Source organism: Mycolicibacterium sphagni (assembly GCF_002250655.1).
GTDB classification, from domain to species: domain Bacteria; phylum Actinomycetota; class Actinomycetes; order Mycobacteriales; family Mycobacteriaceae; genus Mycobacterium; species Mycobacterium sphagni.
The window spans coordinates 267090-281177 of sequence record NZ_NOZR01000002.1 but is presented as its reverse complement, the minus strand read 5'-3'; the positions used below and the strand labels follow the sequence as shown (position 1 = coordinate 281177).

Sequence of the window (14088 nt, the reverse complement as noted above, 5' to 3'; positions counted from 1 at the left end):
GCTCAACACTGCAAACTGAATTGCCGAAACGCCGACTACGGTTGGCGTCCCTGGGAGGTGGCTTTCTCAGGCTGATGATGGCAGCCGCAGTGTTTCAGACCGTTGGTCCCGTGAACTTTCTCGTGGGTCTCGCAGTATCAGAAGTCATTGGATACCTGTCAACGATCATCGCTAAGGGGGTCATGCGTATGGGAAAAGTAATAGTGAAATGCGCTAAGGAGCGCACGGTTAAAACCGGTAAAGACCACCTCCCGCTTTCCAGGGTTACCCTGCTGACGAGCCTGTGAAAGCCAGGCGAAAAAGCGAATGGCGCGACCTCTAGCGCGCGACGGTTAGTGGCCAGTGATCACACGCAAATCGCGAACAAGCTTGCGATAACTGGCCACTCGGCGCACGAAGACGCATCTGCTCGTCTGCTGCATTGAGACAGCACTGAGAGCGATGTTGGCGAATTTTTCGCCCTCAGTGCGGTCTCAACGAGCCTTCGGCGCGCGCGCCGCTTTCACCCGGCGCTCCTCGGCCAGCACCGCCTGGTAGCTCTCGCGCTCGGCGACAAGCCAGTCCGGCTTCTCCTCGAGCAGCGCATCGATCTGCTCGGTGGTGAGCGCATCGGTGACGCCGCCGCGAGTCAGGCCGGAGATCGAGACGCCCAGCTTGGCCGCCACCAGGTTCTTCGGATGCGGCCCATTCTTACGGAGGTCCTTGAGCCACTGAGGCGGGTCCGCCTGCAGTGCGGTGAGCTCGTCGCGGGTGATCGCATTCTCCTGGAACTCCGCAGGCGTCGCAGGCAGGTAGACGTCCAGTTTTTTCGCCGCCGTGGCGGGTTTCATGGACTGCGCGTTAGGCCTGCTCATGCGGTCAGCCTATCGGTAGCCTGATGCCGTGACCCAGTCCTTGCTCACCCTCGGGTACGTCCCCGGTGGGACGCCCGCGAAGTGGGCGCGGACCTGGGCAGAACGCCACCCGGCTATTCCGCTGACGCTGCGCGCCGTCGCCGCCGCTGATGCCGCCGCCGAACTGCGGGACGGCACCGTCGATGTGGCCTTGCTCCGGCTGCCAACCGACACCTCCGGATTGGCCGTCATCCCGCTCTACGAGGAGACGACGGTGGCTGTGGTGCCTGCCGACCACCTCCTCAGCGCCGCCGACGAGATCACCGCCGCGGACCTCGACGGTGAGCCGGTCCTGCTGCCACTCGACGACGTCGTCGCCTGGCCCGAGTCGCCCGGCTCCTCCATTGATCACCGACCCGAAACCACCCAGGATGCAATAGAACTCGTCGCCGCAGGCATAGGTGCGCTCATCGTTCCGCAGTCGCTGGCTCGGCTGTACCACCGTAAGGACCTCACGTATCGCCCGATCGCTGACGCACCGACGTGCGTCGTGGCGCTCGCCTTCCCGGAAGGTCCGCCGTCGACGCTGGTCGAGGAGTTCACCGGGATCGTCCGCGGCCGCAAGCCCGGTTCGTCGCGCGGCCAGGGGGCCCAGCCGGCACCGAAGCGCAGCGCGCGGGAGAAGACCCTGGCCAAGCAGGCCGCCCGCGCCGCCGCAGGAAAGGTCGCCAGTAAGCCGGGTCGGGTCGAGCGCGGACGACGATGACCGTACTCATGCCGGCGGCGTTCATCGGGCACGGAAGCCCGATGAACGCACTTGAGCACAACCGCTACACCGCGGCGTGGCGTGCGTTCGGCCAGTCGGTCCCGCGTCCCCGCGCAATCCTCGTCGTCAGCGCGCACTGGTACATCAATGCCACCGCGGTCACCGCGATGGCGGTGCCGCGAACCATCCACGACTTCTACGGTTTTCCCGCCGAGCTCTTCGACATGCAATATCCCGCACCGGGACTGCCCGAGCTCGCCGACGAGATCGCCGACGTGGTCGAGCCGACCTGGGTGGGCGCCGATATCGACAGCTGGGGCATCGACCACGGCACCTGGTCGGTGCTGGTGCACGCGTTCCCTGACGCGACGGTGCCGGTGGTGCAGCTGGCCATCAACGCCGACAAGCCGCTGGAGTACCACTTGGAGCTGGGTGCCAAGCTGGCCACCCTGCGGGAGCGCGGCGTGCTGATCCTGGGCAGCGGCAACATCGTCCACAACCTGGCCGCCATGAACCCGGTGTTGGGGGACAAGGCATTCGACTGGGCGCAGCGCTTCGACGACCAGGCCCGCACGCAACTGCTCACCGACCCGGCCGGTGCCGTTCGTCTTCGCGAACACCATGACTACGCCGCGGCGGTGCCCACCCCGGATCACTTTCTGCCGATGCTGTATTTCGCCGGATTAGCGGCCGAAAATGGCCACGGCGTCGAGGTGCTCGCCGACGGCTGCGCCTACGGGTCACTGTCGATGACGTCCTACACCGTCGGGTTGGACCCGATGCCACAGCCGAGCGAGGGCCGTGGCTCAGCCGCACTCGCCAGCGGCGTTCCCGCCGACGAGACCAACATTTAGCCGATCAAGTCGGACCAGAACCGCACCGTCGGCGTCGGCGCCTGCCAAACGTCGGGATCGGCATCCCCGAGCTCGCGGTCGACGTAGGCGAAAATCCCAGTGCTGCAGCAGGTTACGTCAGTCTGATACACCGACAGCACGGGGTGGCCGAAGCTGCCGCGGCCGGCGGGCAGGTAGTGGTTCGCATGCACCGGCACCAACTGCGGCACCCGCGCCAGATGGTAGTTCGCGCTGCGCAGAGCGTCCTTCATTCGGGCCGGGCGCACACCCCACTCGGCGCCCCAGAATTGTCGCCACTCGACGGCGAACAGGATTCCCTCGGCGGGGAGCTGTAGCCGTTGTTGCAGGCTGCGGCGCGGTGCATCCCGCCAGTCGGGCCACGATTCCCCCACAGGCAGCCCCGCGGACAGAAACGCTCGATGGTCGTCGGCGAACTCGAAACCGAACTCGGCCTCGATAGCTGCCAGCTCATCCTCGGCGAGGCCGGGCGTCATCGTCACCGCGCCGTCGTGTGGCATGCGAGCAGACTAGGTGTGGGAAGGGCTCTGCTGCTTCTTGTACAACGACTTCAGCAGGAAGTCGCGGAACGTGTGGTTGTCGAGCAACTTGAGCCCGGTCTCGGAGACCTTCGGGTAGCCGGCGAGCTTGTTGAAGAAGCGTCCGCGCCGGTACTCACGTCCCCAGGCCGCCTCCATGCGCTGCTGGTAATTGGTGAAGTCGTCCGGGCCACCGTTTTCCAGCGCCGCGATCGCGCATTCGCCCGCAGCCAAGCCCGATTCCAGCGCCTTGGAGATGCCCGCACCCGAGACCGGCTTGCCCGCACCCAGCGAGTCGCCCGCGAACAGCACGCCGGGACGCCAGGGCGGCCACGCCGTGAATCCCATCGGCAGGCGCCAGGCGCGAACCGTCTTGTTCTTCTTCAGTTCCTCGACCGACGGCAGCTCCCACTCGGCAGGCAGGGTGTGCAGGAAGTCGCCGAAGAAGTGGGTGGCGTTGATGGCCTGCCAGTTTTTGTAGCTGTTGACGTAGCCCAGGCCGATGTTGAACCGGCCGCCCCCCATCGGGAAGATCCAGCCGTAGCCCGGCAGCTGATCGCCCTGGAACAGCAGCTTGAGGTAGATCTCGAAGCGGTCGGAGTCCGGCCGGTTGGCGTGCATCTCCGAGCGGATCGCGATGGCCGAGTAACCGTTGTAGTCCGAGTCGATCTTGAGCCCGCGTTTGAGCGGGGAGTAGGCGCCGTCGGCGGCGATGACCGCGTCGCCCCACACCTTCTCACCGCTCTTGAGCACGACGCCGACCACCCGGCCGCGCTCGTCGAGCTCGGGGCCGGCGACCTCGGCGCCCTGACGCACCACCGCGCCGGCCGACTCAGCATGCTTGAGCAGCATCGTGTCGAGTTCGGTGCGGCTGGCGGTACGGCCGTAATCAGGCATCCCAGGCCGCTTCGGGAAAGACAGTTCCCACTGCGACGGGCTGTAGACGGTCACGCCGCTCACCTTGTGGAACTCGGAGACCTCTTTAGCCAGGCCCATCTTCTGCAGATAGCTGACGGCCCGCGCGGTGAGGCCGTCGCCGCAGGGTTTGTCCCGCGGAAACTCGGCTTTGTCGAGGACCACCACTTTGGCGCCGGTTTGCGCGGCCTGCCACGCCGCCGCGGATCCCGACGGTCCGCCGCCTGCTATCACCAGGTCGAATCGCTCGGTCACTAGCCTCGTCTCGCTTCGCATATCGGAGTCCCTCGATGCTATCTGAGAACGCCGCATCGCTCCGCTCGACGGACGCCGGTGTGATCGTCGTCGCGCAAGGTCGGCCCTGGTCAACCCCTGCTGCGAGTACAGTGCTTGACGTGCGCAGAGTCTCGAGATCGCGATCCGGCACCGAGCCGGGCAAGGTCGACGCGCGCAGCGAGCGCTGGCGGGAGCACCGCAAGAAGGTCCGCGCCGAGATCGTCGACGCCGCGTTCCGGTCCATCGACAAGCACGGACCCGACGTCAGCCTGCGTGAGATCGCCGAAGAGGCCGGCACCGCCAAGCCGAAGATCTACCGTCACTTCACCGATAAGTCCGACCTGTTCCAGGCCATCGGTAAGCGGCTTCGCGACATGCTGTGGGCGGCCATCTTCTCCAACATCGACGCCGCCACTGACCCCACCCGCGAGGTCGTTCGCCGAGGTGTGGCCGAGTACGTGAACCTGGTCGAACAGCACCCCAACGTGTTGCGCTTCATGCTGCAGGGCCGGTTCCCCGAACAATCGGAATCCACCCAGCGCGCGCTCAACGAAGGCCGCGAGATCACCATGGCGATGGCCGAGACGTTCAACAACGAGCTGCGCGAGATGCAGCTCGACCCCGCGGCGCTGCAACTGGCAGCGTCGGCCGCCTTCGGGGCGGCCTCGGCGGCGACCGACTGGTGGCTGGGTCCGGACCCCGACAGCCCGCGCCGGATGCCGACCGATGAGTTCATCAACCACCTGACCACGATCATGTTGGGCACGGTCAACGGCACCGCCGACGTGCTGGGCGTGAACCTCGATCCCGACCGTCCCATCCACAACGCCATGCAGCGGCGCGCCGCCGCCGGCTGAGCTCGCGAACCCTTAGGCGATACCGCCGGTATTGGGTACTTTGGTGGCATGACCGTTGCCGAACCGACCGTCGCCAACACCACCACCGAACCCGTCCATACCCGGGCCCTGGTCATCGGCACCGGATTCTCCGGGCTGGGCATGGGGATCGAGCTGCAGCGGCGGGGCGTCGACTTCCTGATCCTGGAAAAGGCCGACGACGTCGGCGGAACCTGGCGCGACAACAGCTACCCGGGTTGCGCCTGCGACATCCCGGCGCACCTCTACTCGTTCTCGTTCGAGCCCAAAGCCGACTGGACCTATATGTGGTCCCTGCAACCGGAGATCTTCGACTACCTCAAAGGGGTGGCCGACAAGTACGGCCTGCGCCGCTACATCCGCTTCGGCGCCCATGTCGACCGAGCCCACTGGGACGACGCCGAATATCGCTGGCATGTCTTCACCAGAGAGGGCCGGGAGTACATCGCCCAATTCCTGATCTCCGGCGCCGGCGCGCTGCACATCCCGGCGGTGCCCGACATCGAGGGGCTGGCCGACTTTGGCGGCGCCGCGTTCCACTCCGCGCAGTGGGACCACGGCGTCGACCTCACCGGCAAGCGCGTCGCGGTCATCGGCACCGGTGCCAGCGCCATCCAACTGGTACCGGAGATCGTCGACCAGGTCGGCCAACTCCAGCTCTATCAACGCACCCCGGCCTGGGTGCTCCCGCGAACCAACAACCCCATCCCGGCCTGGATGCGCGACGCGTTCGGGTCGGTACCCGGCACCCGGGCGTTGCTGCGCACCGGCATCTACTGGTTCCAGGAAGCCCTCGGCTTCGCGATGACGCAGCGGCCCGAGCTGCTCACGCTGGGGGAGAAGGCTGGCAAGTGGAACATTCGCCATCAGGTTCGCGACCGTGAGCTGCGGCGCCGGCTGACCCCGAAATATCGGCTGGGTTGCAAGCGAGTCCTGTTCTCCGACAGATACTTTCGTGCCATCGACAAGCCGCATTCCGAGCTGGTCACCGATTCGATCGCCCGGATCACCCCGCACGGCATCGTCACCGCCGACGAGCACGGTCGTGAGACCAAAAGACAGACCGACGTCATCGTGTTCGCGACGGGATTCCACGTCACCGACTCCTACACCTACGTCGGCATCAAGGGCCCCGGCGGCGAGGATCTGGTGGACCGCTGGAACCGGGAAGGTGTGCAGGCCCACCGCGGGATCGCTGTCGCGGACATGCCGAATCTGTTCTTCCTGCTCGGGCCCAACACCGGACTTGGCCACAACTCGGTGGTGTTCATGATCGAGTCGCAGATCCGCTACGTCGGCCAGGCGATCGATGCCGTCGAGAAAGCCGGGGCGCAGGCATTGGCACCCAGTCGGTGGGCGCAGGATACGTTCAATGCCGAGTTGCAGCAGCGGCTCGGCGGCGCGGTCTGGAGCACCGGCGGCTGCAGCAGCTGGTATCTCGACGAGCACGGCAAGAACCGCACCTTGTGGAGCGGGATGACGTGGCAGTACTGGCTGGCGACGCGATCCCTGAAGCGCACGGAGTACCGGTTCTCCGGCTGAGTTCGCCCGACACGCCGGGGTGAATTTCCCCGTGCGTTGGACCTGTGTGTTCGGGGTCGGAGAAACACAACTTATTGTGTTGCGGCGTGTCGTCGGACCCCAGGGGTAGTGTTTTGGTGGTCAGCCCGAAACGGGGCAAACAGCGTGGTGAAGTGGGGTTTCGGTGAGCGATGGAGCGAAGCTGATCGACCGGGCAACGGCGATCAACTGGAACCGTGTCATTGACGAAAAGGACGCGGAAGTCTGGGATCGCTTGACCGGTAACTTCTGGCTACCGGAGAAGGTTCCGGTATCCAACGACATCCCGTCGTGGGGCACGCTGACCGCCGACGAGAAGCAGTTGACCATGCGGGTGTTCACCGGGCTGACGCTGCTGGACACCATCCAGAGCACGGTCGGCTCGGTCAGCATGATCCCCGACGCGCTGACCCCGCACGAAGAAGCGGTGCTGACCAACATCACGTTCATGGAGTCGGTGCACGCCAAGAGCTACAGCTCGATCTTCTCGACGCTGTGCTCGACCACCGAGATCGACGAAGCCTTCCGCTGGTCTGAGGAGAACGTCAACCTGCAGCGCAAGGCGCAGATCATCCTCGACTACTACCGCGGCGACGATGCACTCAAGCGCAAGATCGCCTCGGTCTTCCTCGAAGCGTTCCTGTTCTACTCCGGCTTCTACCTGCCGATGTACTGGTCGAGTCGGGCCAAGCTGACGAACACCGCCGACCTGATCCGGTTGATCATCCGTGACGAGGCTGTGCACGCCTACTACATCGGCTACAAGTTCCAGAAGGGCTATGCGCTGCAGACCGAGGAGCGCAAGCAGGACCTCAAGGACTACGCCTACGAGCTGCTGTATGCGTTGTACGAGAACGAGATTGAGTACACGCAGGATCTGTACGATTCCGTCGGCCTGACCGAGGACGTCAAGAAGTACCTGCGCTACAACGCCAACAAGGCGTTGATGAACATGGGCTTCGAGGCGCTGTTCCCGCGCGACGAGACCGACGTCAATCCGGCGATCTTGTCCGCGCTGTCGCCGAACGCCGACGAGAACCACGACTTCTTCTCCGGGTCGGGCTCCAGCTACGTGATCGGTAAGGCCGTCGTCACCGAAGACGCGGACTGGGACTTCTAAGAAGCCACAGCTGGGCTGTCGAATCCTCCGACGGGATCGCCGAGACCAGCGGACGGGGTCGTGCCCCCATTTTGCCCGCCATCTTTACCAACCGGGTCCTCGACTCTCGGTATCGGAGAGGCCTCGTCGAACCGTCGGCGGGTATCCGCGATTATTTGGTCAGCGTTTTCGATCATGCCGTTGATGCGGTGATTCTCGCGACGTATGGCACGAGCCAGCTTGACCACAGCGACGGCAACGGCAGCTGCGGAACCCAAGGCGATTATCTCCATGCGCGCGACCTCTGTTTATGGCCAGACTTTGTTGATCCGACGCGGGGAACATATGCCGTCGTCGGGTCGAGCACAAGATTAGCCAAGTGTGGGATTCTTTGCACTTTTTCCATATCAACCCTAGCAAGAAGTGGTGCACAGGGATTTGCCAGGAATGGCACGCTTTCTGCGCTGGTTGTTATGCGGGCTGCAATGCAATGTTTGCGTATACGTCAATTAATGCGTCTTGCCCTGACGGCTGGAGTCGCAAGTCGGCTGTCGGCCGTCGACGTCAGTTCACCGCGCCGCGGGTGACTTGGGGCGCGGGTGTAGCCCGATGCCGCGACAGCAAGCGACCTGCTTGACCCGGTGCACCGAGCTGAAGCATTGCGGCCAAGGCTGTTTCGAGGATCACTTCCTGCTGTACCCGACTGCCGCCGATCGAGGGGAGTCCGGGAAGCGATTCCAGGAGATAGTCGAGCGCGGCACGCGGTTCGCCTTCGGTCAGCGCGATCAGGCCCTCGCCGATGAAACGTAGCGTGTTGGCCTGTTCTTCGGACGCGCCGGGAACCTTGATGGCGCGGATAGCCGCGGGATCATTCGCGGCAGCCAGTACCAGCAGTGCGTGGAACGCGATGAACGGCGTTTGAGGTGAATACGCAAGCGAGCCGGCCTCGGCGAGCACTGGCATCGGATCCGGTGGGGTTACCCAATCCGGGTGCAGGCGCGCCCGCCAAGCCAGCGAACCGGCGTCGACCAGACAGCGCACATCCCGCGACTGAGGCGGCGCAAGGAACGTGGCGTACCGACGCGCGGCCGCGGCGGCGTCGCCCATCGCCAGCTCGTGCAGCGCCGCATGCCACTGGAAATGGGGGAGATAGCGCTGCGTGCTGCCGTCGCTGGGGATCCAGTCCGTCAGCCACTTCAATCCGGCTCCGTGCGCGTCGGTTTCGTAGTGGACGTGTGAAAGTGCATGCGCCGCATTGCCATTGCCCGGATCGAGTTCGAGTGCGGCGTCAGCCAGATCGGCCGCGTCATACCAGAGTCCTTGTTCGGTGCGGCCGTACGCGCGCAAGCCCAGATACCACGGCGCCTCACCGTGTACACCAGTGAACTGCTCGACGTACTGCCACGCGTCCGGCAACGCATCGCCGGCGCCGGCGAACGCGATCGACGGGGCCAGCACGAGCAATGCGACCGCGTCATCCGGCACGCGATCGAGATGTTCGATCAGGGCTACAGTGCCCGCGGCATTGCCCTCCTCGCACCACGTCGCGATCGCCTCGACGTGGCTGCGGTCCTCGGCGGAGCCATGGGCGAGTGCGGCCCGCGCCCGCGCCAGATGCCCGGCAACCGCATCGCGGCCACCCGCGCGGTCCGGCCGCTCGGTGGCGATCATGGCCAGCGCGACGTGCGCACGCGCGTGATGCGGATCCTCGGCGACGGCGGTGGCGAACGAGATCGACGCGCCGTCCTGGACGGCGAGCAGGCGACGCACGCCCTCGGCGTAGGACGCAGGCGCACCGGTCAACACCGGCGCCGGTGCCCTGATGATGCCGGGTCCACGCACCGGGCGGTCGTGGGTGTCGTCAGCGATCAGCTTGGCGACGGCGGCGGCTTGCGCGCGGATTTCGGGGATCGCGGTGGTCTCCCACTCCTCACCCTGCCGGATCGAACCGAGGCAGACGATGCCCGGGACCGTCGCACCGGTGTCGTCGATGAGGCGTCCGTCCGCGTCGAGCCGAACGCCGATGCCGCACGGGTGCACGGATGCCACGCCCGAGGCCAACAGGTTCGCCCACAGTGGGGAGCGCTGCAGCGATCGCCGGTCCCACGCGGTGCCCGTGGCCACGACCACCGCGTCACCGTGTTTGCGGACCGACTCGTCGGTGGTGGTGAGCAGCAAGTCGACGCCGTCACCGCGCAGCGACACGTCGGCGACCTCGCCGGCCACGACGGTCAGTTGGCCACCGCCGATGGCGGCGTCTATCGCGTCGGCAACCGTCGGCGGCATGCGGTGACGCAGGATTTCCCACTGCCGTAAGTCTTCTCGTAGGAATCGGCGTTGGTCTTCCCATCCCAGCGATCGCCACAGCCGCGATGTCCGCGGCCGTATCCCGTCGATCACCTGCCGCCAGTTCAGGCCGGCCTCGCGTGCATCGGCCAGGTCCGCGGCCAGTGCGGCGCGCACGTTTTCCAGGGAGATGTCGGCGCCGAGCGCATCGAGGTGCGGTACCTCGCAAGGGGCACCCATGTTGCGGAACCGGTGCGGGAGAGCGCCGTGCCGCGAGATCAACGTGATCGTGGCACCGCGCGCGATGAGATGCAGAGCGACGTCAATGCCGGTGAGTCCCGAGCCGATCACCAAGACGTTGGACGGGCGTCGTGCCCCCAACGCGGCCAGCGCCCCGGGCGCCCATGGATCCACCACCACCTTGCCGTCGGTGTCGGCGGCCAGCACCGGCGCGAATGCCCGTTCCAGTGAATCGGGCATGCCGCCATCGGGGCGCCCCGACGCGAGCACGACGGTGTCTGTCGACACCGAGCGCCCGTCGCTCAGCTTCACCTGCGCCGGCGCGCCCGGCACCAATCCGACCACCTCGGCGGTCTCCATCCGCACCTCGGCGGCGGCGAGTTGTTCTCGCAGGTAACGGCCGTACGCGAGACGCGGCGCGAACCCCTCGAACGTCGAGACGGCGTGTTCGTTCAACCATCGGCAGAAGTGATCGGGGTCGTCGGGCCATGCGGACATGCGCGGCGCCGGAACGTTCAGCAAGTGGGCTGGATCGCTCGTACCGTAGGCCGCACCCGTGCCGGGGCGGCCGGACGCGTCGATCAGCGTGATCTGCGCGTTCGGGTCATGACGACGCAGATGGATAGCCGCGAGCACACCCGCAGCTCCACCACCTACGATCGTGAACCGCATCACGCAGGCATGCTAGCTGTCCGAGGTGGATGGGGATCGGAATCCTCGGATGTCACAGGGTGCTAGCCCGCAAAGGGTGAATCGCCCCTGGCTGCCGTATATCGCCAGCGAAATCAGCAGTGCCACCGAGACCACGACGACGAGCGACGTGCGTACAGCGTCGCCCGTAGCGACCCCGACCCCCGAAATCCACCGGATGTGAAGAATCCAAAGTAGTTGTGGATCAACAGGATTGCCATCGCAATGGGGATCGCCTCGAAATAGTGATCGTAGAGGCCCGCCGACTGGCCGAGCAGTACCACGGTGGTGAAGCGGCTGGCGAGGAACGACAGGAGCGCCACAGCACCGGCCGTTTGTCCCGGCAATCGGCGCCCAAGTGCTCAGGGTTTTGGGACCGGTGCTTTCAGTCCGGGGGATCTTCCCGGATGCTGCTTGTGTGCCCACACCCGAACCGTTCACCGCTGCGGGCGTCGACGGCATCCGCATCGCCGCTGACCGGCTCGGCGACCCGGCGGCCCCATCCGTGGTGTTCCTGCACGGCGGCGGGCAGACGCGCCGCTCCTGGGCACGGGCGGCGGCCGCGGTGGCGGCGCGCGGCTGGCAGGCGATCACCGTTGACCTGCGTGGGCACGGCGAGTCTGACTGGTCAGCCGACGGCGACTATCGCGTGGTCAGCTTCGCCGGTGACGTGCTGGAACTCCTGCGCGAACTGCCGCCGCGGCCGGTACTCGTCGGCGCCTCGCTGGGCGGGTTCACCGGCATGCTGCTGGCCGGTGAGCTGGCGCCCGCCGCGCTACGGGCGCTTGTCCTGGTGGACATCGTCCCCGACATGGATCCGTCCGGGGCCTCGCGAATCCATCAGTTCATGTACGACCGCATGGAGTCGGGCTTCGATTCGCTCGAGGAGGTGGCCGACATGATCCAGGAGTACAACCCGAACCGGCGGCGGCCTGCCGATCTCGACGGCCTGCGCGCCAACCTGCGCCACCGCGACGGCCGTTGGTACTGGCATTGGGATCCGAAGTTCATCGACGGCACGGCAGCGCGCCCGCCCATCGAGGTGACCGAGGTGGAGCGGATCAACGCGGCGGTCGACGCGATCCTCACCGCCGGTGTGCCCATGCTGTTGGTGCGCGGCCAGATGAGCGACCTCGTCACCGAGGACCGCGCCGCGGCGTTTCTCGAGCGCTTCCCGCAGATCGAGTTCGTCGACGTCGCCGGTGCCGGACACATGGTCGCCGGCGATCGCAACGACGCCTTCGCGGAGGCGGTCGTGGAATTCCTGGCCGGGTGCAGCGACGACAGGTGAACGCGGTGTGAATCGGCGGCGAACTGTGTGGCCGGTGCTGGCGCAGTGTGGACTCAACCGAGAGACTTTCCTGGTGACCGCTACGTCGCTCGTGCACTCGATTCTCAATTGGCTCCGCGTCGGCTACCCGAACGGTGTTCCCGGTCCCGACCGGGTCCCGCTGTTGGCGCTGCTGCGTTCCACCCCGCTGACCGAGGACCAGGTCAAAGAGGTCGTCGCCAACCTCACGGCGAAAGACTCACCGGCGCTGGAGGGCGGCATCGATGAGGACGAGATCGCCGAATTCATCAAGGACGTCAGCCATCACGATGCCGGACCGGAGAACGTCAAGCGCGTCGCAGCCACGCTGGCCGCGGCCGGTTGGCCGCTGGCCGGCGTGACCGAGGACACCGTCAGCGAGTAGCTACTCCCCGCGCAGCGATGCGGTGTCGATCACGAAGCGATACCGTACGTCGCTGGCGAGCACCCGCTCGTAGGCTTCGTTGATGTAATCGGGTGTGATGACCTCGATCTCGGGTGTCACACCGTGTGCGGCGCAGAAATCCAGCATCTCCTGCGTCTCGGCGATCCCACCGATCAGCGATCCGGAGAGGCTGCGCCGACCGAAGATCAGGGCCGACGCCGGTACGGCCATCGGATGCTCAGGCATGCCGAGCTCGACCAGCGTGCCGTCCAGCGCCAGCAGGCCCAGGTATGCGTTCAGGTCGAGATTGGCCGACACGGTGTTGACGATCAGGTCGAACTTTCCGGCCAGCTTCTCGAAAGTCGTTGCGTCACTTGTGGCGTAGTACTCGTCCGCGCCAAGCCGTAGGCCGTCTTCCATCTTCTTCAGCGACTGGCTCAGCACGGTCACGTGGGCGCCCATCGCCTTGGCGAGTTTCACCCCGACGTGGCCCAGGCCGCCGAGGCCGATGACCGCAACCTGCTTGTTCGGTCCGGTATTCCAGTGCCGCAGCGGCGAATAGAGCGTGATGCCTGCGCACAGCAGTGGTGCTGCCGCGTCCAGCGCGATGCTGTCGGGAATCCGCAGCACGTAGTTCTCGTCGACGACGATCGCGCCGCTATAGCCGCCCTGGGTGGGCTGTCCGTCGCTGCCGACACCGTTGTAGGTGCCGACCATGCCCGGATTGCTGCAGTACTGTTCAACGCCGGCTTTGCAGTTGGCGCACTCGCGGCAGGAGTCGACGAAACAGCCGACGCCTACGCGGTCGCCCACTTGGTACTTGGTGACCTCGGGCCCGACTTCGGTTACGACACCGGCAATCTCGTGACCGGGCACCATCGGGTACTTCACGTCACCCCACTCACCGCGCACGGTGTGGATGTCGGAGTGGCAGATGCCGGCGAAATGGATGTCGAGCTTGACGTCGTGGGCGCCGACGTCGCGGCGGGTAATGGTGGTCTTGGCCAACGGCTCCGTGGCGGAGGTGGCGGCATACGCGGTAACTGTGCTCATTGTTGTCTTGTTTGTCCTTGTGTTCGCGTCTCAGGCAGCACTGATCGACTCAGCGTTTCGGTAATAGAAAATGTCGCGACGCTGCGACGGTGGGTATAACCCAGCGCGGCGGGTGCCTAATCCCGGTTGAGAGATTTATAACCCGTCGGCGCGAACCGCGCCGTTGAATGACACCCGCTGATAGGTGGCGACGCCGGCCAGCGTGTACGGGTCACGGGCGATGATGTCGGCGACGTCCTCGGTACTGATGTCTGCGCTGAACAGCAGGCCACCAAGGCCAGACTCCTGCCTGCCGGCGACAAGTAGACGCCCGGCGCCGACCTCCTCGCTCAGCCAGGCCAGATGGGCCGGTCGGGTCTTCTCGACCACCTCAGCCGGTTGCGTATACGTGCCGATCAACACATGGAACAC

Annotated in this window: 13 protein-coding genes, 1 other RNA gene and 1 pseudogene; 8 read left to right on the top strand and 7 right to left on the bottom strand. The window is 65.8% G+C overall.

Translation table 11 applies throughout. The annotated features are described in order from the left end of the window. Nucleotides 1-21: 21 nt before the first annotated feature. An RNA gene (locus CG716_RS03375) (hammerhead ribozyme type II) lies at nt 22-90 on the top strand. 383 nt (nt 91-473) lie between these two features. Here the strand turns inward: CG716_RS03375 and CG716_RS03370 are convergent. After that, nucleotides 474-854, bottom strand: coding sequence for a DUF5997 family protein (locus tag CG716_RS03370; RefSeq protein ID WP_094476408.1), 381 nt, complete (start codon nt 852-854; stop codon nt 474-476). Between the two features lie 28 nt (nt 855-882). Here CG716_RS03370 and CG716_RS03365 point away from each other — a divergent pair, with 28 nt between their 5' ends. Both CG716_RS03365 and ygiD read left to right on the top strand, forming a co-directional pair. Further along, nucleotides 883-1599 carry a LysR family substrate-binding domain-containing protein gene (locus CG716_RS03365; protein ID WP_094476406.1) on the top strand — a complete coding sequence of 239 codons (717 nt, stop codon included), beginning with the start codon at nt 883-885 and terminating at the stop codon, nt 1597-1599. 8 nt (nt 1600-1607) lie between these two features. Further along, nucleotides 1608-2453, top strand: a complete 846-nt coding sequence (gene ygiD, locus CG716_RS03360) for a 4,5-DOPA-extradiol-dioxygenase (RefSeq protein ID WP_094476633.1) — start codon at nt 1608-1610, stop codon at nt 2451-2453. Here ygiD and CG716_RS03355 read toward each other — a convergent pair. Both CG716_RS03355 and CG716_RS03350 read right to left on the bottom strand, forming a co-directional pair. Then, complete coding sequence (locus tag CG716_RS03355; RefSeq protein ID WP_094476404.1) at nt 2450-2971, bottom strand: hypothetical protein; 522 nt, start codon at nt 2969-2971, stop codon at nt 2450-2452. The genes ygiD and CG716_RS03355 overlap by 4 nt on opposite strands. Before the next feature lie 9 nt (nt 2972-2980). After that, nucleotides 2981-4159 (bottom strand): NAD(P)/FAD-dependent oxidoreductase, encoded by a 1179-nt coding sequence (locus CG716_RS03350; protein ID WP_094476402.1) that lies wholly within the window; start codon nt 4157-4159, stop codon nt 2981-2983. A gap of 140 nt (nt 4160-4299) precedes the next feature. Between CG716_RS03350 and CG716_RS03345 the strand changes: the two genes are divergently transcribed. The 3 genes from CG716_RS03345 (at nt 4300) to nrdF (ending at nt 7735) form a co-directional block, all read left to right on the top strand. Then, nucleotides 4300-5037, top strand: coding sequence for a TetR/AcrR family transcriptional regulator (locus CG716_RS03345; protein WP_094476631.1), 738 nt, complete (start codon nt 4300-4302; stop codon nt 5035-5037). Nucleotides 5038-5085: 48 nt separating this feature from the next. Continuing rightward, the gene (locus CG716_RS03340; RefSeq protein WP_094476400.1) at nt 5086-6597 is read left to right on the top strand and encodes a flavin-containing monooxygenase; all 1512 of its coding nucleotides are present in this window, start codon (nt 5086-5088) and stop codon (nt 6595-6597) included. A gap of 163 nt (nt 6598-6760) precedes the next feature. Beyond that, nucleotides 6761-7735: a class 1b ribonucleoside-diphosphate reductase subunit beta gene (gene nrdF / locus CG716_RS03335; RefSeq protein WP_094476398.1), complete on the top strand. Its 975-nt coding sequence runs from the start codon at nt 6761-6763 to the stop codon at nt 7733-7735. A gap of 543 nt (nt 7736-8278) precedes the next feature. Here the strand turns inward: nrdF and CG716_RS03330 are convergent. Further along, complete coding sequence (locus tag CG716_RS03330; protein ID WP_133066858.1) at nt 8279-10912, bottom strand: FAD/NAD(P)-binding protein; 2634 nt, start codon at nt 10910-10912, stop codon at nt 8279-8281. A 12-nt stretch (nt 10913-10924) separates the two neighbouring features. Then, nucleotides 10925-11247 (bottom strand): annotated as a pseudogene (locus tag CG716_RS03325) (ABC transporter permease); the annotation flags it as partial. A 101-nt stretch (nt 11248-11348) separates the two neighbouring features. Between CG716_RS03325 and CG716_RS03320 the strand changes: the two are divergent. Both CG716_RS03320 and CG716_RS03315 read left to right on the top strand, forming a co-directional pair. Beyond that, complete coding sequence (locus CG716_RS03320; RefSeq protein ID WP_094476394.1) at nt 11349-12221, top strand: alpha/beta fold hydrolase; 873 nt, start codon at nt 11349-11351, stop codon at nt 12219-12221. 73 nt (nt 12222-12294) lie between these two features. After that, nucleotides 12295-12624: a DUF3349 domain-containing protein gene (locus CG716_RS03315; protein ID WP_094476629.1), complete on the top strand. Its 330-nt coding sequence runs from the start codon at nt 12295-12297 to the stop codon at nt 12622-12624. Here CG716_RS03315 and CG716_RS03310 read toward each other — a convergent pair whose 3' ends face one another. Continuing rightward, nucleotides 12625-13677 carry an NAD(P)-dependent alcohol dehydrogenase gene (locus tag CG716_RS03310; protein WP_094476392.1) on the bottom strand — a complete coding sequence of 351 codons (1053 nt, stop codon included), beginning with the start codon at nt 13675-13677 and terminating at the stop codon, nt 12625-12627. A 135-nt stretch (nt 13678-13812) separates the two neighbouring features. Beyond that, nucleotides 13813-14088: a YciI family protein gene (locus tag CG716_RS03305; RefSeq protein ID WP_094476390.1), complete on the bottom strand. Its 276-nt coding sequence runs from the start codon at nt 14086-14088 to the stop codon at nt 13813-13815.